A 20,436-nucleotide genomic window follows, 5' to 3' on the forward strand; every position below is an offset into this window, starting at 1 on the left:
TTACTTTTGCCCTGATTGAGAGATCAGGGCTTTTTCGATTTGGTTCGCGGCGTCTAAATCACCGAATAATTCAATGAGCTGTATTTTGTCTACTGGGATATTGTTGCTTTCGACTTCATTCAAATCAGGGAAAGGGATCATGTCAGGCGTGTTGTCGATCATTTCTTCCATCAGTTCCAGTTCAGTTAGGTACTCATCTTCTTGAGCATAATGTGCTTTTTGAGCATCTTGCACTATGGGCTTTGGGGTTTTGGCTTTGGAGTGAGCAGATAGCGCTGATGAAGGGGTATTTTTCGGCGAAGGTAGAATCGCTGTAATATGGCTAGGCTCTAGTGGCGACAGTGAAATTGACCAGATTTTATCGTGTTGTACTGGCGTTTCTAATGGCTCTTTATCGAGTAACACGAGTAGCACATCTTGTAAGTTTGTTTTGATCCATTGTGCTGATAATGCCAGTTCTTGCCACAATCTTTTTTCAATGAACAGCAGGCTTGCTTTAGTGGAAGCGACTTCAGTTGCCAGTTGTTCAAAGCTATCAAGGTGGTGGCAATAAGGGACGATGTGATGCAAGTTCAACGCGTTTATCAGGTCTGTAAACGTTGGCAGCTCATCCACAATAATAAGGGCATTTGGCTTGGATCTGTGGGGCTGTTGTGAATAAGAAACATTGAGCTCTGAGGCAATTTTAAGTTTATGCTCGGTTTGTTTTAGTTTTTCTTGAACATGAGCAAGCTGGTTTTGCAGTTCGGTGTTTGTTTTTTCACTTTCTTGAATCAGCTGACAGTACTTATTTTCGACTTCTTCTTGTCTGGTTATATCATTCATTGCAACGACTAATCCATTAGCTTCATGGTTAAGTAAATAGGGGTGCTTTTCATAGTGAAGATGATGTTCTTCTCCACGAATAAAACTGGTCATCTCTTGTGATGTCAGTGTATCTCCTTGTAGTACGAGCCGATCTTCTGTTTGATGTTTGGCGGACTGTATTGGGGTCAGGTAGGCCAATTCATGATCATCTTGGTGAATTATCTGTTCTGGTGATAACTGAAATAGTTGATAAAAAGCAGAGTTGGCGTTAATTGGAATTCCTTTGTGATCCTTAATTAGGATAGGCGATGGAACGATATTAAGAATGGTTTTATTAAGTTCTTTTAATGAGCGGTACTTTTCTTCTAAAGTTTGCTGTTTAAGTTTGGCTTGCCTCAGTTTTAGTATGACTTTACTTACCCAATATAGAGACAATAATAGGCAGAATATGCTGAACAGAGCCGTTATATGTACGATGCCAGCTTGAGGAAAAAAAGCTTGTAGTTCATTACTGGCCAATAAAATATATGAAAGAAGAGTATCGGTGGATTGGGTGAGAAATTGAATCGCTTCATGTCCATCAGTACTCACTGTTATGAGGATGCTGTTGGCAGGCATGAACAGCCCCAATCCGATGATAGATAACCAAATAACTCTTCCCATGTAGAACCTAATAATTTAAGGAATCATACAGTTAGTTTAGAAGAGTTTTACTTAGTCCGAGCTAATGAGTTTGGTTATTGCTCGTTTATCTTTTATTCAAAGCTTTAAGTTGTAAACGAGTCAGTAGGTTGGGTGTGCTTTCTAGTTGTTCTTCCCACAGTGTTTTTAATGTTTCAAGTTCTTCATTTAACCCCATGGTTCGGTAAACCCGGCAGACTAAAAAGGCACTTTCTATATCTTTAATGTACTCATTACTCATGTCTGAGATGGTACGGTTTGCATCACCATAGCGGTTAAACTTTAAGTACCACAAACTGGTGAGGGCGCGTTGTGCTCCTAAGCTTGGAATGCCTTTAATGCGGCCACGGACCTTAGCACTGATGCGTTGCCATGAGCTGTCTGCACGCCATTCTTCTAAGCGTTCTTCATCCGCTAAATTTAGATCTCCCCATACCGCTAAGGCTCGTTTTCCACCGCCATCCCAAATCGAGTTTGGTAACTGAGAAGCTGATTTTACTAGTAGATCGTAAGCATCATAATTAGAGCCGCTGGCTAAATAACACCAAATTAATAACTGATAGCGTTTGTTGCTGAACTCACTTAAATCAATGCATTTTTTCCACATGCGTATGGCGGTGTTTAAATCGTCGTTGTAAATACACAGCTCAGCTTTAATGTCGTAGAGCCGTAAATTGTTCTCATTTTTCTTTAATAAAATATCAGTGGCAGATAGAGCCTCTGAATATTTTTCTTGTAGTATGTCGAGCTCGATGAGTTTTATACGGGCTTCGAGGTGCTCATGTACCGACAATAAACCGTTTAGAACGGATTTGGCTTCATTGTAGCGTTTCACCAAAATTAACCGGCTGCCTAGCTTGGTCATGCCTTCTTTTAAAAACTCCGCATTCGGCGCTTTGAAAAAGAGCGGTTTAACACCGGCTAATCCATTTTTTGTGTAGGCACTGATCATGCTGGTGGCAAAAAGCCGTTTTTTTAAATCTTGGGTGACTAGCCGTAAAATTTCTTCAGGTCGAATGGGTTTATTCATGAAGAAAGAAGGGGTGTAGTCGGCGTAGGCAAGGGCAATGGCTTCTGTTTCATTACCTGTAATGATGTAAACCAAGGTATTGTCGTTGACGAGTTTAAGCTGCCAGAGTTGCTCTAGCATTTGCAGGCCAGTACTTCCTTGGCCAAGGTTATGGTCGACAAATAGGACATCAAATCGTTGTTTTTTACAGGCACCAACGGCAGCGCCGGCAGTTGGACAACAAGTAATATTATTGGTTGGAACGCCTAAACGGCTTAATGTAGCACGAATGGCATTTTGAATGACGCTGCTGTCATCAATAATGAGGTATAACGATTTTTTTATAATATCCATATAAGGAAGTATGGCTCTAACTGTCAAAAAAATGAGTGGGAACATGCGCTAAGCAATACTTATACCGCAAATTAGCTCACGCAATTCAAAGAGAAAATAACAATAAAAAAGAGGCTAAGAATATAGCCTCTTGAGAAGTATAGTTGAGTGACGCTAACTTAAAGCGTCATTGCTGCAATCCAACCAAAGATAATCAGTGGTAGGTTGTAGTGTAAGAAAGTAGGAACAACGGTTTCCCAAATGTGCTCGTGTTGACCATCCGCATTAAGGCCAGATGTTGGGCCCAATGTTGAATCAGACGCTGGGGAGCCTGCATCACCCAGTGCCGCAGCAGTGCCAACCAGAGCGATGGTTGCCATTGGTGAGAAACCAAATGCGATAGAAAGTGGCACGTAAATAGTTGCAATAATTGGTATTGTTGAGAATGATGAGCCGATACCCATGGTAACCAGTAAGCCCACAACCAGCATTAATAAAGCAGCCAGCGGTTTGTTGTCACCAATTGAAGAAGAAAGTGAAGACACTAAGGTTTCTACGCCGCCAGTGGCTTTCATTACTGCTGCAAAACCGGCCGCCGAGATCATGATAAAGCCGATCATTGCCATCATGTGAACACCGCGAGAGAAAACATCTTGTGTCTCTTTCCATGCGATAACGCCACCAAATGTGAATACCATAAAGCCGATAAGCGCACCAATGATCATCGAACCTGTTGCAAGTTGAACACCTAAAGCGGCAACAATCGCAATACCGGAAACGGCAATATGGCGCATGTTCACTTCTTTGTGCTCTGGTGCAATTTCTTGCAGTTTTTCTTCTGAGTAATCACGAGGCTTACGGTAGCTAATAAAAATCGCAATCATTAAGCCTGAAATCATACCCAGTGCAGGCAGTAGCATCGCCATTGGAACTTGGCTTGCAACCACATCTAGGCCGTTATCGTGTAAGTTCTTTAATAAGATGTTGTTTAGGAAGATCCCACCAAAACCAACCGGAAGCACCATGTAAGGGGTGATCAAACCAAAAGTAAGTACACAGGCGACTAAGCGACGATCTAAGCGTAATTTTGCAAATACACTCAGTAGCGGTGGAATAAGAATAGGAATAAAGGCGATATGAACCGGTATTACATTTTGGGAGGAAATAGTAATAAGTAAAATAACCGTTAGGACAAGGTATTTAAAACCAACAGCCGCCGTCGTATTTGGTGCGCCATTAATGCGTTTAATAACAGATTGTGCCAGTAAATCGGTGATCCCTGAACGAGAGATAGCGACCGCAAAAGTACCCAGCATGGCATAGCTAAGAGCGATCGTTGCCCCACCACCTAGACCGCCTTCAAACGCTGATACGGTTTCCGTTAAAGACATGCCACCAAGCAAGCCACCAATCATGGCACTTAAGGTCAGCGCAACCACCACATTGACTCTCATTAGAGCCAAAACCAGCATAACGCAGACTGAAATAATTATTGGGTTCATAAAAGTATCGTTTCCTCCGTTGTGTACATACTTTTTATCTTTATTATCATTTTTATGATTTGAATCTCAGTTTGCTGATATTTTGTGCCGTGTCGAGTGTTTTTTTACACTAACGCATCAAAAAGTACACTTTTGCAGATTTTTTACTATTTTTATAAGCACTTGGTGTAATAGAGCTACTTTAATAGTGCTTTAACATAGGTTTTTTGTCTAACGTTAACGTGAATTTTTGTATATACATTTAAGGACGGGATATAAAAGGAAAATCTTGGCAAGAAAAGGTATTTTCATACGGATGTAAAAAAGCCCGCAACGGTAAGTAGCGGGCTCTGAATTACGAAGTATGGATTAATTAGGAAGACGAATCACATTGTTTGTATTGTCAACAGTGAGTGCTTTTCCATCCCCATTTAGTAGCGATGAAATTTCATTGTGCATTTCAGTTGATACATTGCTATTAGCAGATGGATCAATCAGAGAATTATGTCCACCGGCATTAAATAAGACCGCATTTTTGATCATATTGGCCGATGCCTGCGTGCTGTTAACGGGTGTTAGACCCAGTAAACCAACCAGTGGATACGTACCCGCGAAAGCAGAGTATGGCTTCATTACTGGAATGCCAGGTGCAACAAGATCACCAAACGTTAGCTGGTTTGGTATGGTTTGATCGTTATCCACTTGGTTCAAGTACACCGCCGTGTTACTACTTACTTGTGCCGCATGGCTGATAGGGTCAACAGCATCTAACACCGTTTGAGCTGCGTAAGCAAACTGTGTAAAGCTAGAATACAAACCAGATAACGTTGCCGCATCGTTATTATTGATAAGTCCTTGCTCATAACCCGCATAACAGGTTTCAAGGTTAACTCCTTGTGCGTCACAACCTTGTTTAAAGGTTGAGCTTGTTGCTGCAACTAAGTTACCTTTTACAAAATTACCAAAGCTACCCGAGTTTAATAGTAGGTACGGGATGCTTCCCCCTGGGCTTGCTAGGGCTACACGATTAATATCAAAAATCAGTGCATCAGCTGTTGGATCAACAGAGCGGTTAGCCACGTTAGCCACAGCAGTACCTGTGATTGCACCCAACGAGTGCCCTGTTAGAGCTACGCCTGAAGTAGGACTTAAGCGACCAAGAACTCCTAAGCCATCAATAGTTGCTTGATCGCCTGAGGCAATGGCAGGGGCAAGAGCCGCAAAGACACGACCAATACTTGCTCGTAGGTTGATAATATCAATGATGCTTTGACGAAGGTTGTCTCGGCCAACGGTCAGCGCTTGCAGGTTAAGGTAAATTTCAGGGTTCGTTCCTGCCGTCATTTTATTGCCATTAGGTAACGTTAACCCTCGTTCACCATGTAATGGGTGATCAATGGCGAAAATAGCTTGGCAGTTTGAGCCGATAAGATTATCTGCTAACGTGTTGGCTGTTAGATGCTCTTTTTGGCCTGTAATACCATGTGAAAAAATAGAGACTTTGTTTATAGCTGTGGTATTACACCCTGTGCCTGGAAGAACCAATGTGAAAGGCACGGCTTCAACCGACTTTAACTTTGGTACTGGGCTATAACGAGTAATTAATCGTTCAGGATCTAATTGGCTACCATTAGCAAGAGTGAGTGTTTGACCGGTTAGTGCAGTAAGTACTTTCTTTTGAGTGGCAAGATCACTACTCACTTTACTTAAATCTTCGGTGGTAATACCCAGTGTGTTAAGTTGTGACAATAAACCTGCTTTATCCGCAGCAGTGCCATTTTCTAATGCGTACTTAATCTTAGCTAGGCTTGGCATGCCGCTTTGCCAAGGAGTCGATCCAAAGGTCGTTAAACTCGTTTCTAAGTAATACGGTAGATGAACATTACCTTTGTAAATAAGGTTATTAGCGGTTGTTGTTCCAGCTTGAGCGATATCTGTGAAGGTGAATGCTTTATTCAAATCATCTGACGTGACGCTATCGCTAACCGCCGTTCCTTTCCAAATGTTAGCAGCACCATTTTGAATGGCTAAAGCACTGGCTGATTTTGCAGCGTACAAAACATCACCAGCAGACGCTGTGGTGTACCAGCTAGAGTAGATGATGTTGTCAGTGCTCGCTACTTGCTGGGTGGCAAGCATAATAGCTTCAACTTGGTGAGTAATTAGCTGAGCGGTTTTTAGAGTGCCTTGTTGCTCGTATTTTTTTGTTTTTAATGTCGCATACGTTTCAGACATACCCAGTGGTACACCTTCACTGTCTTGTAAGGTGTCAGTTAGTGCAAAAATGTACTCGCTGTTTGGCTGGAATTTATTGCTAAGAGGTAAGACCGTAATGGTGCCACCGCTAGCTACAACTCTGTAGTCGGTACCCGCTACAAGCAGTTCTGGGTTGCTCATCACGCCATTTGTTACGGTGACTTTCGCAACTTTCACGCCGTCTGCCAAGGTTGCAGGATTAAACGCTAAGCCTGTTTTTAATTTTACATTGATGGTGTAAGGCTGTGTTGCACTCCAACCATCTGTATTGCCCATTGCGACTTGAGGGTTATCAAGGCCAGTACTTTGCCCAGCAGAAATAGGAATATTTAATGTGCCATCACTGGTATCCATCAAAAGGTAGCTTGGCAGAGGGATGTCGGCGTCTGAGCCTAATACTGCAAAGCTGACTTTGGATTGGCGAGCAAGAGACGTTTTAATGGCATCTTCGTAGTTATTTGTTGGCTCACCTGACGATGTTGTTTCATTACAACCAGTCAAAGAGATCGCGCCTGCCACAAGTAGGGCAAGTAGTTTTTTATTCATCATGTTTGGCTCCGGAGCTTTTGGCAGCTGCGATTAGTTAAAAGAGTGGTTAATCTGAATAGCGGCAATATAGGCGACACCTTCGGAATCAAAAGTGAAGGTATTACCTAGTGAGTTTTTCTCTTCAAAAGATCCATCTTTACTTTGCACTAGGCTAAATCCGGCATCAATGCTGGTATTGTCGCTGAACGCGTAAGTGGCACCGGTTGCGTACCAGAAACGATCACTGTCTGGAATGCTAAGGGTTGCTTCACCCGCTTGTTCATCGTAAGCAAGACCCGCACGGAGGGTTAATGCTGCGCTATAAGCGTAAGTAGCACCAATCGACCAACGCTTATTGTCCTCGTATTTCTCTTCTTTTAAGAAACAGATACCAGCACCACTGGTTGAGTTACAACCAGAGCCTGTTGCTCTTAGTTCTTTAAAGTCGCTCCATTGGGTCCACTGTAGGCTGTAGTGAGTCGCCCACTGTTCGTTAATTTGGTGGAAGCCAGAAAACTCCATGATGTCTGGTAAAGTAACGGCCAGTTTACCCGTAGTACTGGTACCAGGAGTGCCTGTGATGGTGGTTTTATGATCGGTGAATTTGCCATCATCAAAATCAATTTCGACAGATGAACGGTAGCCAAATCCAAAGCGGTTATCTTGGTCTAGTTCATACAACACACCCACATTCCAGCCATAAGCGAACGTATCGCCTTCCATGGAAATGAGTTTATCGCTAGGATTGCTACCAGTTATAGGAAGAACACCGACATGACGGTTTAGTTCTGCATGTGCATAAACAATGTTAAAGCCTGCGCCAAAACTCCACTGTTCATTGAATCGGTATGCCACATTAGGGTTCAGATTGACGGAAACTAAAGAAGTATCTCCAGCCATGTCACCTGCTGCAATATCATCGGGGTAGTCAGTTGCAACACCGTAAGTGGTGAATAAGCCTAAGCCCCAAGAAAATTTGTCATTGATTGGGCTGATGTAGTAAGCCGCAGGTACAATTTGCATTGGTGCCACGTCGTTAGACGATTGGTTATTCGTAGTGTCTTTAACATCAACGACAGGATCGATAATGGACAGCGCGCCAGAAAATTGTGCTGTATCAAAAAGAGTCATGGCGGCAGGGTTACGAGCTAGCACACTTGCGTTATCGGCAACAGCGGCCTCCCCAGAAAAGGCTCTACCTAAACCAGAGGCTGAATGTTCCGCTACTTGGAAGCCAGCACTGTGAACGTTGAATGAAATTAATGCTGCCAGTGCAGTTAATGGAATAGCTTTATTCTTGTTTAACATCTTTTGCCCCTCTAAGTGGCGAAATATTTATGTTTTTATAATTTTTGACGTGGCTTTATAAACTAAAAAATGGGTAATACAAGTCATACCAGTGAATGAGTGTAAGGCAAGGTTAATGAATTGTTAACACTGAGTCGCTGTGGAAATTCACATTAAAAAAGAATGAAATGACAATTTTTAGAGGGTTTACTTTAATTTTTTGTTTAAAACGGTCGTTTTAATTATGGGGTGGCAAGTCGTTAAGTATAGTAGAAAGAGGATTTATTTTAAGATTTCTCTAAAAATCCATTTTTTGAAAGATATTTTTTGTTTGAATTGAATAAGGTTTATAGAAAGTTTTGTGAATAGGTGATTTTACAAATATTTAACCTAGATCACGTTTGATATTATTTTGTCGGCTTAGATGGTTTATTGATAATTCCCAGCGCAGGTGGAACTGCGCTGGGAAAAACGGTTATTTTTTTTCTGCTTCTGCTTCTGCTTCTGCTTCGTCAGTATCGGCTGAGATGAGTGGCCAACCACCGAGCTCTTTCCAATGGTTGACAATTTTACAAAATAGTTCAGCGGTTCGTTCAGTGTCGTAGAGAGCTGAGTGAGCTTCTTTGCCATCAAAATCGATATTGGCGGCGCGGCAGGCTTTCGCCAAGACAGTTTGTCCAAAGGCTAAGCCACTTAAAGCAGCAGTATCAAAGGTACAGAAAGAGTGAAATGGAATTCGTTTTAGCTTTGAACGCTCAGCGGCTGCCATCACAAAACTGTGATCAAACGTGGCGTTGTGTGCCACCATAATGGCGCGCTGGCATTCTGCTGCTTTTTGCTCTTTACGGACAAGCTTAAAAATTTCTTTTAGTGCTTCTTGCTCGGTAACCGCGCCTCGTAAAGGGCTGAACGGATCACGAATGCCATTAAATTCTAATGCCGCTTTTTCGATGTTTGCGCCTTCAAATGGCAAAACGTGAAAATGGATGGTTGATGCTGGGTGTAAAAAACCTTCGTCATCCATTTTTAGTGTTACGGCACAGATTTCAAGTAAGGCATCAGTTTCTGAGTTAAAGCCTGCTGTTTCAACATCGATTACAACAGGAAAGTAGCCTCGAAAACGACTTTTTAATAGATTTTCTTCTTTAACTGGGTTCATTGTTCACAGCATCTAAGGTAAATAGCTGTGCATTATTACAGATTATGCCCATGACCTAAACTGCATTGTGGATTCATGATGTGACGAAGAAAGTAATAACTGGCGGACTTTTTGCATCAAGCATGCCAGATTCACTATTTTTTCATGTTGGCGATAAAAAAGGGAAGATGTTTGCCTCTTTTATATGTCAGTAAATGAAATCGTTCTGTTGTTTGGGTAACTATGAAAAAAGCCACTATTTATACCGCTCTGTTTGTTTCTGGCATGTTTGCCAATACAGCAATGGCAGCGACAAAACATTACGTTGCAAAGCCGGATCAATCACAATGGCGGATGACGGTGGACACGCCCCTAGAATGTCGGTTGGTTCATTCGATCCCAAATTATGGCAATGCGCTGTTTACTTCTCGTGCGAGTAAAAAAATCAATTTAGACTTTGAGCTTAAAATGCGTCTTCCAATGGGGGAAACACGTAACGTCAATTTGATTTCTATGCCGCCTAAGTGGATGCCAGGTGAAGCGGCAGATGCCATGACGACCCTGAAATTCTTTAAACAGTTTGACGGCTATATAGGGGGACAGACTGCATGGGGAATGCTTTCTGAATTGGAAGATGGCCGCTATCCAACTTTTAGTTATTCTGATTGGCACAATCGAGATCGGTTGATCGAAGTCTCTTTATCGTCGGTTTTATTTCAGCAACCGTATAATGATTTTAGCGCCTGTGTAGACAATTTATTGCCATACAGCTTTGAAGACATTGCCTTTACTATTTTGCATTACGATCGTAACAGCGATCAGCTAAACAAAGCCTCCCAGAAGCGATTGGCTCAAATTGCTGAGTTTGTACGTTATAGTGATGATATTGATTTAGTGTTGGTAGCCACTTATACCGATTCCAGCGGTGGTAAAAATTTAAACCAGCATTTATCAGATAAGCGTGCGAAGGTATTGCAAGATTACTTTAAATCGTTAGGCATGCCACAAGATCGTATTCAGGTTCAAGGTTACGGCAAGCGTCGCCCAATTGCAGACAACGGAACCCCTATTGGTAAAGACAAAAACCGACGCGTGGTCATCTCTTTAGGTCGTACGATTATTTAAAGTGTCAATTACGCCTTTTTACGAAAACGCCAGCTGTATTTGCTGGCGTTTTCATTGGTTTTTTGTTCGTTTCTCATTATTAGTGGTTAGAGAAGTTATCACCTTTAGCCATACGATCGTATAGGATCACATTGGTTGCTGCGGCTAAATTCATGCAGCCTTTGGTTGGAACGTAGATCGTTTCACGACAGAAATTGGTGATTTCTTTCTTCAGTGTTCCGTCTTCTGGGCCAAAAATATAGAAGGCGCGTTCTGGGTGCTTATATTCAGGTAGCGGTTTGGCCCCTTCAATCAAATCCACAGCAACAGGCACACAGCCTAGTGGAATGATGTCTTTAAGATCTTCAACACCGATCAATGGAATATCGTAATGAGCATTTTTTGTATCGGTACAAAACTGTTTTGCGATGTCGTAACGTCTACCAGTGTAAAAGACAGAGTTCACACCATAACAGCCCGCAGCTCGCATTACCGAACCAACATTTTCAGGAGTTTTTGGGTTAAATAGCCCAATACAAGAGTAGCCTTTGCTCATACCGTACTTCTTTTACAAAAAATGGAGCAAGATTATACGTTTTTAAGCGATGAAAAGCAGGTGTAATTTTTAATGTGGGTGACGTTATTTAAAATCAGAAGCTTGGGTGCAGTTTGTATCTCAATAACAAAAATGCGAGACCAGAAAAGTTAGGTAGTGGTGTGATGCTCACAAAGCCTAGAAATGGAGTGTTAATCTTCTTTTATTCTTTTTATGTAAAAAGATAAGGTGCCACTTCAAGATTTTTTGTACGTCAATGAACCTTGGTTAAATAAGGGTAAAAATAGGGTATAGCAAGGGGAACTCTGTGATGAATGGCGTTCTTTTACTAAAATCATGAGTGTCCCCAATGCGACATAGTGAAACAAGGTTGCTTGATGTTCTCGGCATACTAGTTGAGCCTAAACTTTGCGATGAGTTCGCATTGAGTTGCGGTATCAAGATGTTTTACTTGTTCTGCGACTAATGGATTTGGGTGTCGTTTCATAAAATCAACCAGTGCTTTTTTACACGTACCGAGTGATGAAATGTAAGAGCTACATTGACTGTTTGGGCATTGCGGGATTAATGTCAGTACTTTTTCAGAGGCGAGTTGCAGGTATTTTAATTCGTATTCATTGTCGCCATTTTTACGCCAGAAACGAGCTAAATTGTGACATGAGACTAAATTAATGGTTAAAATATCATCAATGTCGTAGCTCTCTTCTTCTTGCTCAATCATCTGCTCTGAAATAGAGAGCGCTTGCTGGTAATGGATGATAGAGCGTAAGTGATCTTGTTCTTTCATGGCGATGTCTGCTAAGAGTGTGTGTTCTTCCCACTTTTGAATACTCATCCTTTTTTCCTACTTCAAATGAAATTAAATAACGAAATTCAATAGTAAGTGATAATCATTATCATGTGAAGTTTTTTGATTAGTTACATGAATTTTTGAGAGATTAGATCTTGACCTAATAAGCTTTGTTAGCGGTTAATAACTACTGTTTGTAAGGAAATAGAAGGTTGTAACATGCAATGGAAGCAAGATAACTACCGCATCTCTACCGAGAAAAGAGAGCTAAATATAGATCTTATTCACCAGTATCTTTCACACTCTTACTGGGCTGAGGGGATTAAAAAAGATCTCATCATAAAGTCAATTTCGGGGTCTTTATGTTTTGGGCTTTATGATAAAAGTCGTCAGATAGGTTTTGCTAGAGTAGTAACAGATAAAGCCACATTTGCTCATCTGATGGATGTGTTTGTGATTGATGGTTATCAGGCGAAAGGACTCGGGAAGTGGCTGCTTCAATGCATCTGTGAGTGTGATGATCTACAAGGGTTGCGCCGATTTACATTAGGTACTCACGATGCCCACGGTTTCTATGAGCAGTTTGGCTTTAGGAGAATATCTTCACCCGAGAAAGGGATGGAGATTGTGGTCAAGTCGCCTTATTTAGAAACTGAAGCGGCTTCTTAATTAAAGGGGGACGAAATAAAAAGCCGGAAAACTTCTTCCGGCTTTAGAGTGAGGGTTACCCCTCTAATCCTGCAGAGGCTGATTTATTCTGGATGAGCTCAATCATGTAACCATCAGGGTCTTTTACGAATGCGATTTCAGTTGAGCCACCTTTAACTGGTCCTGGCTCACGGGTGACGTTGCCGCCAGCGGCTTTAATCGCATCACATGTGCTGTAAATATCGTCGACACCAATAGCAATATGACCAAAAGCAGAACCTAAATCGTATTCAGTGGTCCCCCAGTTGTAGGTGAGCTCAATCACTGCTCCTTGAGATTCATCGCCGTACCCCACAAAAGCGAGTGTGTACTTATACTCTTCATTTTTATTAATGCGCAGCAGTTCCATGCCCATGATAGAGGTATAAAACTCGATAGATTTGTCTAAATCACCTACACGTAGCATTGTGTGGAGAACGCGTCCAGTAGCCATATTTATTTCCTATTTATGCTCAACATCGTTGTTATGAATCAGATAAAGAAGTGAGTTGTTGTTTTTTAATGAGTTCAACTTCTTCATTCACCCATTCTTTAAATACATTAATTCTCTTGAGGCGAGGAGAATGTTCACTATGCAACAGAGTATACCTAACACCTGGGGTAAGTCCTATATCAAATGGTTTGACGAGCAAACCTTTTTCAATAAAATCTCCCGCTAAACTCATTGTACCAAGGCAAACTCCGTGGCCTGCCATTACGGCGTTTAAGCCCATATCAAATGTCGTTACTTCCATCCACAGTAGCTGTTTCTCATCATAAGGTACTTTTGCTTTTTCAAACCATTTGGCCCAGGTAAATGTGACGGAGTTTATACCATGAATAAGCCAGCATTTTGTTAGCTGCTCTGGTGTTGTGAGCTTGAGGGATGTGGCGAGCTCAGGAGAGCAAATGGGAAATACAGGCTCTTCATATAAAAAGTGATTGTGTAGATTCGGGGCGTTTACTTGCCCTTGGCGAATGGCAATATCAATCCCTGAATGACGAAGATCATCTTCAGTTGGTGTTGCGATGACTTTGATCGGTATGTCTGGGTATTTCATGGTAAAGCGCCATAGTTTGGGCATTAACCATCGAGAAGCAAAGGAAGGGGTTGTCGTGACGGTTAACGGGCCATCCAGGGGTTCACACTGTGCTCGGCTTAGCCCGGTTAAAATATGATCAAAGCCGGTGGTCACATGGTTCGCTAATATTTCCCCTTGTGCAGTAAGCAGCATTTCTCGGCCTTGTCGGTAGAATAATTTGCTGCCTAGTGCTTTTTCTAGCCCTCGGATCTGCTGACTGATTGCTGCCTGTGTAACGAAGAGATCCTCACCTGCTTTACTGTAACTCTTTAGCCGTGCTGCCGCTTCAAAGCAGCGCAGTGCATTTAAATGTCTTAGTCCGTTCTCCATAAGCTGAACTTATTGCCCCTTCGTTTTTTTATTGTTCGTAAATAACCTTGTTTGCTCAGACAATATCTTCAAAGACAACAACAAAAGGGTATTGATATGGAAGAGCATACTACGAATACATTGTTTCAACTCTTTCTTAGAGTGAACCATAAAATGAGTATTATCAATAGAAAAAGCAAAGCCAGAAGACAAAAGGGTATGTTTGGATACCTGTTATCAAGTCACTTAAAAAAAGATCTTGGTATTGAAACAAGGGAAAATGATGAGCGAGATTTTAGCCGATTTTTATGATTTCGAAAGAAAAAAGAGGGCAGTAACATAAGCTGTTATTGCCCTCTAGTAATCAGTTAAAGCTTATTCACCAGGGTAGATTTTATCTTTAAATTCACACAAATCTTCAATAATGCAGCTGCCACAACGTGGTTTTCTGGCAACACAGGTATAACGGCCGTGTAGAATTAACCAGTGGTGGACATCAACTTTGAATTCTTTTGGCACGACTTTAAGGAGCTTTTTCTCCACGTCATCCACATTTTTGCCCATCGCAAATTTAGTGCGATTGGAAACTCGGAAAATATGGGTATCTACCGCAATGGTTGGCCAGCCAAAGGCAGTATTGAGCACCACATTTGCTGTTTTACGGCCTACGCCAGGTAAGGCTTCTAGGGCTTCTCGGTTTTCAGGAATTTCACCATTGTGTTTGTCGAGTAAGATACGACACGTTTTGATGACATTCTCTGCTTTGGAGTTAAAAAGCCCGATGGTTTTGATGTACTCTTTAACGCCTTCAACACCTAAATCGAAGATGCTTTGAGGTGTGTTTGCGACAGGGTAAAGCTTATCTGTGGCCTTATTGACACTAACATCTGTCGCTTGAGCGGAGAGAAGAACTGCGATAAGCAGCTCAAATGGTGTCGACCAATTCAGTTCAGTTTCAGGGTGCGGGTTTTCCGCTCGGAGTCGTTCAAGGATCTCGACTCTTTTTTGATTATTCATTGCTTATGACTTCCAGGCTGTGGCTTCCACCCATTATGCTTTGGGTGGTAAGCCATCGAATAAGATCCAGTATTTTACGAAGAGACTCTAACGCGCTCTATGGTCGCTTTTTCTTTTTTGGGAGCTCTTTCTTTCATTTTTGTATCAATGACATTTTTTAATGCGATCAATAAACCGACGCCTAAAAAGGCACCAGGAGGGAGCATCGCTAACAAAAAGCTACTGTCGAAGCTAAATACTTCAATTCGCAATACGGTTGCCCAATCACCCAGCAATAATTCTGCGCCATCAAAAAGAGTGCCGTTACCCAGAACTTCTCGCATCGCTCCCAGTGCGACTAACACTGCGGTCATGCCGATACCCATCCATAAGCCATCTAAGACGGCGGGTTTTGGATCATTTTTTGAGGCATAAGCTTCTGCGCGACCAATGATGATACAATTGGTTACGATAAGAGGAATAAAAATACCAAGAGACTGATATAAGCCATACGCGAAGGCGTTCATGAGTAATTGCACGCAGGTTACTAATGATGCAATTATCATCACAAACACGGGAATACGGATTTCTTTAGGTACCCATTGGCGAACTAAAGAAACAATGAGGTTTGACCCCACCAAAACTAATGTGGTTGCTATGCCTAAGCCCAAAGCGTTAACGACTGTGGCAGAAACGGCAAGTAAAGGGCATAGACCTAATAATTGAACAAGCGCTGGGTTGTTATCCCATAGCCCATTTTTCATTAGTTCTTTGTTTACACTCATGAGTCCTCCTGACAGTTCAGAGGTTGGTTATAAATCGTGTCTCGATTCGCTTGGTAATACAGGACAACTTGTTTGACCGCTTTCACTACCGCACGAGGAGTGATCGTCGCACCAGTAAACTGATCGAAGTTACCACCGTCTTTTCTTACGGCCCAGCGCGTGTCTTTTTCCCCGTCAACAGTTTGGCCAGTGAAGCTTAAAACCCAGTCAGTGATTCGTAGATCGATTTTGTCACCTAGTCCTGGGGTTTCTTGATGAGAAAGAACACGAACGCCTGTTACCGTGGCATCGGAGGCTAGCCCCACGATGATTTTAATCGCACCGTTATAACCATCCGGTGCGATGGCTTCAATGGCCACACCGGTAGGTTGGTTATTTTTAGTGGCTAAGTACATAGGCATGTCATTGTCTGTGCCTAAATACTCAGGGGCATTGACTAAGGTGCAACTTTTAAAAAGTACATTATCGTGGCTTTCAGCTGGAATGACTTGGTTCAATACTTTTAGCAGCTGAGTTTGCTCTTGATGTTTAATTTGATCGGCCGTGAGTGCATTGGTAATAGCGACTACAGCGGTTGATGCTACGGCAAAAAGCGCTAGAACTGCCGCGTTTTTTTTCATTGCATGAATCATGATTTACCCTTTTGGTGACCATAGGTGCGAGGCTTGGTGTAGTAGTCGATTAATGGGACTGCCATGTTAGCAAGTAAAACTGCAAAAGCGACACCATCAGGGAAGCCACCCCAGCTGCGAATTAAGTACACAACCAGACCAATAAAGGCACCAAAAATAAGGCGGCCTTTAGGGGTTGTCGAGGCGGAAACAGGATCCGTTGCAATGAAAAACGCACCTAGCATGGTTGCTCCAGAGAACAAATGCATGAAGGGTGATGCCGTGCTGTCTGGATCCATAATGAAGAAAAGACTACTGATGATAAACAAAGTACTGATCATGGCGACAGGGATATGCCACTGAATGATTTTTTGTTTTAGTAGCACTAAGCCGCCGATCAAGAAACCGATATTTACCCACTGCCAACCGATGCCCGCAAAGGTGCTAAAGATTGGCTGAGTTAAAATTTCGCTGGTGGTTAGCCCGGTAGTCAATGATGTTTTGATGGTATCCAGTGGGGTCGCCATGGTAACGCCATCAATATTGGTACGTAACTGATGAATGGAAAAACCATCCATTGTATTTCCTGTAAAGATCACCCATAGCGTATCAGTAATGGTAACTGGCTCTATGAGAAGCTCTTTTGGTGGCAGCCAGCTGGTCATTTGTACTGGGAAAGAAATCAGCAAAACAACATAGGCGACCATGGCTGGGTTAAATAAATTTTGCCCTAAACCACCATATAAATGCTTGGCGATCACGATAGCAAAAATAGCACCAATGATTGCTATCCACCAAGGTGCTAATGGAGGAATGGCTAAGCCGATAAGAAGGCCAGTCAGAAGAGCGCTATTATCACGTAGGTAGGGCTGTACTGGGCGTCCACGCATGGTAACGATGACAGCTTCTGCCAACATTGAAGCAAGGACAGTTAAGGCAACTTGGATTAAAGAGCCCCAACCAAAAAAGTAGACTTGGGCCAGTAAGCCTGGAATGGTGCACAAGGCAACCAAGCGCATGATGGCACTGGTGCTTTTTTTATTATGTGCATGAGGGGAACTTGCGATAAAAAAGGCCACTGTTAGTTTTCCTTATTGTTCAATTGAGCTGCTTTGCGCGCTTTAGCACGGGCAATGGCAGCGGCCACGGCGGCTTTTTTCGGATCTGTTTCAGCTGGTGCTTCTTCAATCGGCGTTGGCTCAGTAGAGGAAGGTTCTTCTATTTCACCAGAGTCAGCTTTTTCTGAGTTTTCAGCTTGCTGAGCTGCTTTACGCGCTTTAGCACGAGCAATAGCAGCGGCCACGGCGGCTTTTTTCGGATCCGTTTCAGCGGGTGTTTCTTCAGCAGATGTCTGTTCAGAAGTAGACTCTTCTACGTCGTTAGAGTCAGCTTTTTCTGAGTTTTCAGCTTGTTGAGCTGCTTTGCGCGCTTTAGCACGGGCAATGGCAGCAGCCACGGCGGCTTTTTTCGGATCCGCTTCAGCGGGTGTTTCTTCAGCGGGTGTTTCTTCAGCAGATGTCTGTTCAGAAGAAGACTCTTTTATGTCGTTAGAGTCAGTTTTTTCTGAGCTTCCAGCTTGCTGAGCTGCTTTGCGCGCTTTAGCACGGGCAATGGCAGCGGCCACGGCGGCTTTTTTCGGATCCATTTCAGCGGGTGCTTCTTCAGCAGATGTCTGTTCAGAAGAAGACTCTTCTATGCTGTTAGAGTCAGTTTTTTCTGAGCTTCCAGCTTGCTGAGCTGCTTTGCGCGCTTTAGCACGGGCAATGGCAGCGGCCACGGCGGCTTTTTTCGGATCCGTTTCAGCGGGTGCTTCTTCAGTCTGCATCGCCTCAGAAGAAAGTTCTTCTATTTCACCAGAGCCAGCATTTTCTAAACTTTCAGTTTGCTGAGCTGCTTTACGCGCTTTAGCACGGGCAATGGCAGCGGCCACAGCGGCTTTTTTCGGATCCGTTTCCGCTGAAGAAGGAGCTTCGACTTCAGTGGTATCTGCTGTTTCTGAGTTTTCTGCTTGTTGTGCCGCTTTACGTGCTTTTGCTCGTGCAATGGCAGCAGATACAGCCGCTTTCTTTGGATCTTTTTCTGTTGAAGGTGTGCTGGAAGAATCTACCGTATTGCCATCATTGCCATCATTGCCATCATTGCCATCATTGCTTTCTTGTTGCGCCGCTTTACGTGCTTTTGCTCGCGCAATTGCGGCAGCTACAGCGTCTTTTTTCTCAACTTTTTCAGCAGATTCGGTGTTCAAAGAATCTGCTGTGTTTGCGGATTCTTGTTCTTTCGCTGCTTTTTTCTCTCTTGCTAAGCGTTTACGTTCTTCACGCAGTTTTGCCATTTCACTGTTATCAGGCTCTGTTTTACCTGCTTGAGCAGCGGCAGCTTGTTTTGCTTTTGCCCTTGCGATGGCGGCAGCAACTGCTGGTTTTTTTGCTGGTTCTTCGGTTTGTTGGGCCTGAGCCGCTTTTTGTGCTTTAACCCTTGCAATGGCAGCGGCTACCGCATCATCTCCGCCAGATGTTTTCATTTCTTGACGGCGATTATCAGCGGCTTTCTTAAAGCGATTTTCACGCTCTTGTTTATCACGCTCTAAACGAGCATTCTTTTCTTCAAAGCGTTGTTTTGCCCTTTCTGCATTAATTGCTTCTGTTTTGCGAGCTTTAATCTCAGATTTGGCTTGTCGATAATATTGTACTAATGGAATTTCGCTTGGGCAGACATAGGCACATGCGCCACATTCAATACAATCGGCTAGGTTATATTCTTCACATTTATCGTAATCTTCATCTTTGGCATACCATTGAAGTTGTTGTGGCAGTAAAGACACCGGGCATGCATCTGCACAAGCACTACAGCGAATACAGGCCATTTCGTGTTGAGCTGGAGCAATTTCTTTTTTGGTTGGGGCCAAAATGCAGTTTGCTGTTTTCGTGATCGGCACATCTGCATGTGGGAGGGTAAAGCCCATCATTGGTCCGCCTAAAATAAGGCGTGCATTTTTGCGTTCTGCTTTGTAATTGTATTGTTCCAGCAGGGCTTTAACAGGTGTTCCTAGTAGTACCCATGCATTACCTGGGTTCTTAAATGTTTTTCCTGTTAGGGTAACAACACGTTCTATTAAAGGCTCATCATCAATAATGGCCTTTTTCATGGCGTATATGGTGCCGATGTTTTGAACCATAAGGCCAATATCAGCAGGAATCTTTTGATATGGAACTTCTTGACCTGTAATGATTTTAATCAGTTGCTTCTCACCACCTGATGGGTATTTGGTGGGAATAACCCGAATCACAATGTCATGATTTTGACTAGCAACTTCAAGCGCTTTGATGGCTTCAGGTTTGTTATCTTCAATACCAATAACCGTAAGCTTGGGCTTGAGAATATGTTGAGCGATCTCTAAACCTGTGATGATGTCGTGCGCGTATTCTTGCATCAGACGATCATCAGCTGTGATGTAAGGCTCACATTCCGCGGCATTAATAATGAGGATCTCAGTTTGTGCTAGGCCACTTTGTAATTTTCTTGAAGTAGGGAAGCCAGCGCCGCCCATACCTGAAATACCAGCTTCACGTACTTTATTGATCAGCTCTTCAGGTGTGAAATCTTGGTAGTTTGCGCAGGGTGTTTTTTCTATCCAAGTGTCGTTAAAGTCCGGTTTGATGACGATACATAAGTCACTCAGCCCGGATGGATGCGCAATGGTGCGGTGCTCAATGGCAATGACTTCACCGGAAGTTGGGGCGTGAACAGGCACTACAAGAGCTAATGACGCTTTTGTTAATGGTTGCCCTTTTAAAACGGTATCGCCAACTTGAACGAGGATGTCACCTTTTTGGCCGATATGTTGTTTTAGAGGTAATACAATGAGTTCCGGAATATTAGCTCTTGTGATGGCAGATTGGCTTGAAAGTGTTTTATTTTCTGGTGGATGAATGCCGCCAGAAAAGTCCCACAGTTGGCCTTGTTTGATTTGTTCGATTAGTGTCAACATCGCACTGA

At 42.9% G+C, this 20,436-nt stretch carries 18 protein-coding genes; 3 read left to right on the forward strand and 15 right to left on the reverse strand.

The genetic code is table 11. The annotated features are described in order from the left end of the window. From MHO82_RS03370 to rnt, 6 genes are all read right to left on the reverse strand, one after another. Entirely contained in the window at positions 1-1,470 is a 1,470-nt protein-coding gene (locus MHO82_RS03370; RefSeq protein ID WP_239182438.1) for a PAS domain-containing protein, read from the reverse strand. Between the two features lie 85 nt (positions 1,471-1,555). Continuing rightward, positions 1,556-2,851, reverse strand: a complete 1,296-nt coding sequence (locus MHO82_RS03375) for a response regulator (protein ID WP_239182439.1) — start codon at positions 2,849-2,851, stop codon at positions 1,556-1,558. 158 nt (positions 2,852-3,009) lie between these two features. Then, on the reverse strand, positions 3,010-4,332 hold the full coding sequence (locus MHO82_RS03380) for a Na+/H+ antiporter family protein (RefSeq protein WP_239182440.1): 1,323 nt from the start codon (positions 4,330-4,332) through the stop codon (positions 3,010-3,012). A 348-nt stretch (positions 4,333-4,680) separates the two neighbouring features. After that, entirely contained in the window at positions 4,681-7,116 is a 2,436-nt protein-coding gene (locus tag MHO82_RS03385) for a VolA/Pla-1 family phospholipase (protein WP_239182441.1), read from the reverse strand. Positions 7,117-7,146: 30 nt separating this feature from the next. Beyond that, complete coding sequence (locus MHO82_RS03390; protein ID WP_239182442.1) at positions 7,147-8,403, reverse strand: outer membrane protein transport protein; 1,257 nt, start codon at positions 8,401-8,403, stop codon at positions 7,147-7,149. Between the two features lie 454 nt (positions 8,404-8,857). Further along, entirely contained in the window at positions 8,858-9,541 is a 684-nt protein-coding gene (gene rnt / locus MHO82_RS03395; protein ID WP_239182443.1) for a ribonuclease T, read from the reverse strand. A 222-nt stretch (positions 9,542-9,763) separates the two neighbouring features. On the opposite strand from rnt, the gene MHO82_RS03400 reads away from it, so the two are divergent. Continuing rightward, positions 9,764-10,645 carry an OmpA family protein gene (locus MHO82_RS03400; RefSeq protein ID WP_239182444.1) on the forward strand — a complete coding sequence of 294 codons (882 nt, stop codon included), beginning with the start codon at positions 9,764-9,766 and terminating at the stop codon, positions 10,643-10,645. A 79-nt stretch (positions 10,646-10,724) separates the two neighbouring features. Here MHO82_RS03400 and MHO82_RS03405 read toward each other — a convergent pair whose 3' ends face one another. Both MHO82_RS03405 and MHO82_RS03410 read right to left on the reverse strand, forming a co-directional pair. Beyond that, entirely contained in the window at positions 10,725-11,180 is a 456-nt protein-coding gene (locus tag MHO82_RS03405; protein ID WP_239182445.1) for an RNA methyltransferase, read from the reverse strand. A 391-nt stretch (positions 11,181-11,571) separates the two neighbouring features. Next, on the reverse strand, positions 11,572-12,015 hold the full coding sequence (locus MHO82_RS03410; protein WP_239182446.1) for a DUF2753 family protein: 444 nt from the start codon (positions 12,013-12,015) through the stop codon (positions 11,572-11,574). A 174-nt stretch (positions 12,016-12,189) separates the two neighbouring features. Between MHO82_RS03410 and MHO82_RS03415 the strand changes: the two genes are divergently transcribed. Next, a complete protein-coding gene (locus MHO82_RS03415) occupies positions 12,190-12,639 on the forward strand; it encodes a GNAT family N-acetyltransferase (protein ID WP_239182447.1) in 450 nt (149 codons plus the stop codon). Positions 12,640-12,694: 55 nt separating this feature from the next. Here the strand turns inward: MHO82_RS03415 and gloA are convergent, their stop codons facing one another. Together gloA and MHO82_RS03425 are read right to left on the reverse strand one after the other, a co-directional pair. Beyond that, positions 12,695-13,111: a lactoylglutathione lyase gene (gene gloA, locus MHO82_RS03420; RefSeq protein ID WP_239182448.1), complete on the reverse strand. Its 417-nt coding sequence runs from the start codon at positions 13,109-13,111 to the stop codon at positions 12,695-12,697. Positions 13,112-13,142: 31 nt separating this feature from the next. After that, complete coding sequence (locus MHO82_RS03425; protein WP_239182449.1) at positions 13,143-14,069, reverse strand: LysR substrate-binding domain-containing protein; 927 nt, start codon at positions 14,067-14,069, stop codon at positions 13,143-13,145. 96 nt (positions 14,070-14,165) lie between these two features. Between MHO82_RS03425 and MHO82_RS03430 the strand changes: the two genes are divergently transcribed. Beyond that, positions 14,166-14,360 carry a hypothetical protein gene (locus tag MHO82_RS03430; protein ID WP_239182450.1) on the forward strand — a complete coding sequence of 65 codons (195 nt, stop codon included), beginning with the start codon at positions 14,166-14,168 and terminating at the stop codon, positions 14,358-14,360. Between the two features lie 63 nt (positions 14,361-14,423). Here the strand turns inward: MHO82_RS03430 and nth are convergent, their stop codons facing one another. From nth to rsxC, 5 genes are all read right to left on the reverse strand, one after another. Next, positions 14,424-15,065 (reverse strand): endonuclease III, encoded by a 642-nt coding sequence (gene nth / locus MHO82_RS03435; RefSeq protein WP_239182451.1) that lies wholly within the window; start codon positions 15,063-15,065, stop codon positions 14,424-14,426. Positions 15,066-15,139: 74 nt separating this feature from the next. Continuing rightward, positions 15,140-15,829 (reverse strand): electron transport complex subunit E, encoded by a 690-nt coding sequence (locus MHO82_RS03440; protein ID WP_239182452.1) that lies wholly within the window; start codon positions 15,827-15,829, stop codon positions 15,140-15,142. Then, a complete protein-coding gene (rsxG, locus tag MHO82_RS03445) occupies positions 15,826-16,461 on the reverse strand; it encodes an electron transport complex subunit RsxG (RefSeq protein ID WP_239182453.1) in 636 nt (211 codons plus the stop codon). The genes MHO82_RS03440 and rsxG overlap by 4 nt, the downstream gene beginning before the upstream one ends. Then, a complete protein-coding gene (gene rsxD / locus MHO82_RS03450) occupies positions 16,458-17,519 on the reverse strand; it encodes an electron transport complex subunit RsxD (protein WP_239182454.1) in 1,062 nt (353 codons plus the stop codon). The genes rsxG and rsxD overlap by 4 nt, the downstream gene beginning before the upstream one ends. Before the next feature lie 2 nt (positions 17,520-17,521). Further along, positions 17,522-20,428, reverse strand: a complete 2,907-nt coding sequence (gene rsxC, locus MHO82_RS03455; protein ID WP_239182455.1) for an electron transport complex subunit RsxC — start codon at positions 20,426-20,428, stop codon at positions 17,522-17,524. Between the last annotated feature and the right edge of the window lie 8 nt (positions 20,429-20,436).

It is taken from the genome of Vibrio sp. Of7-15 (assembly GCF_022347565.1).
Taxonomy (GTDB): domain Bacteria; phylum Pseudomonadota; class Gammaproteobacteria; order Enterobacterales; family Vibrionaceae; genus NORP241.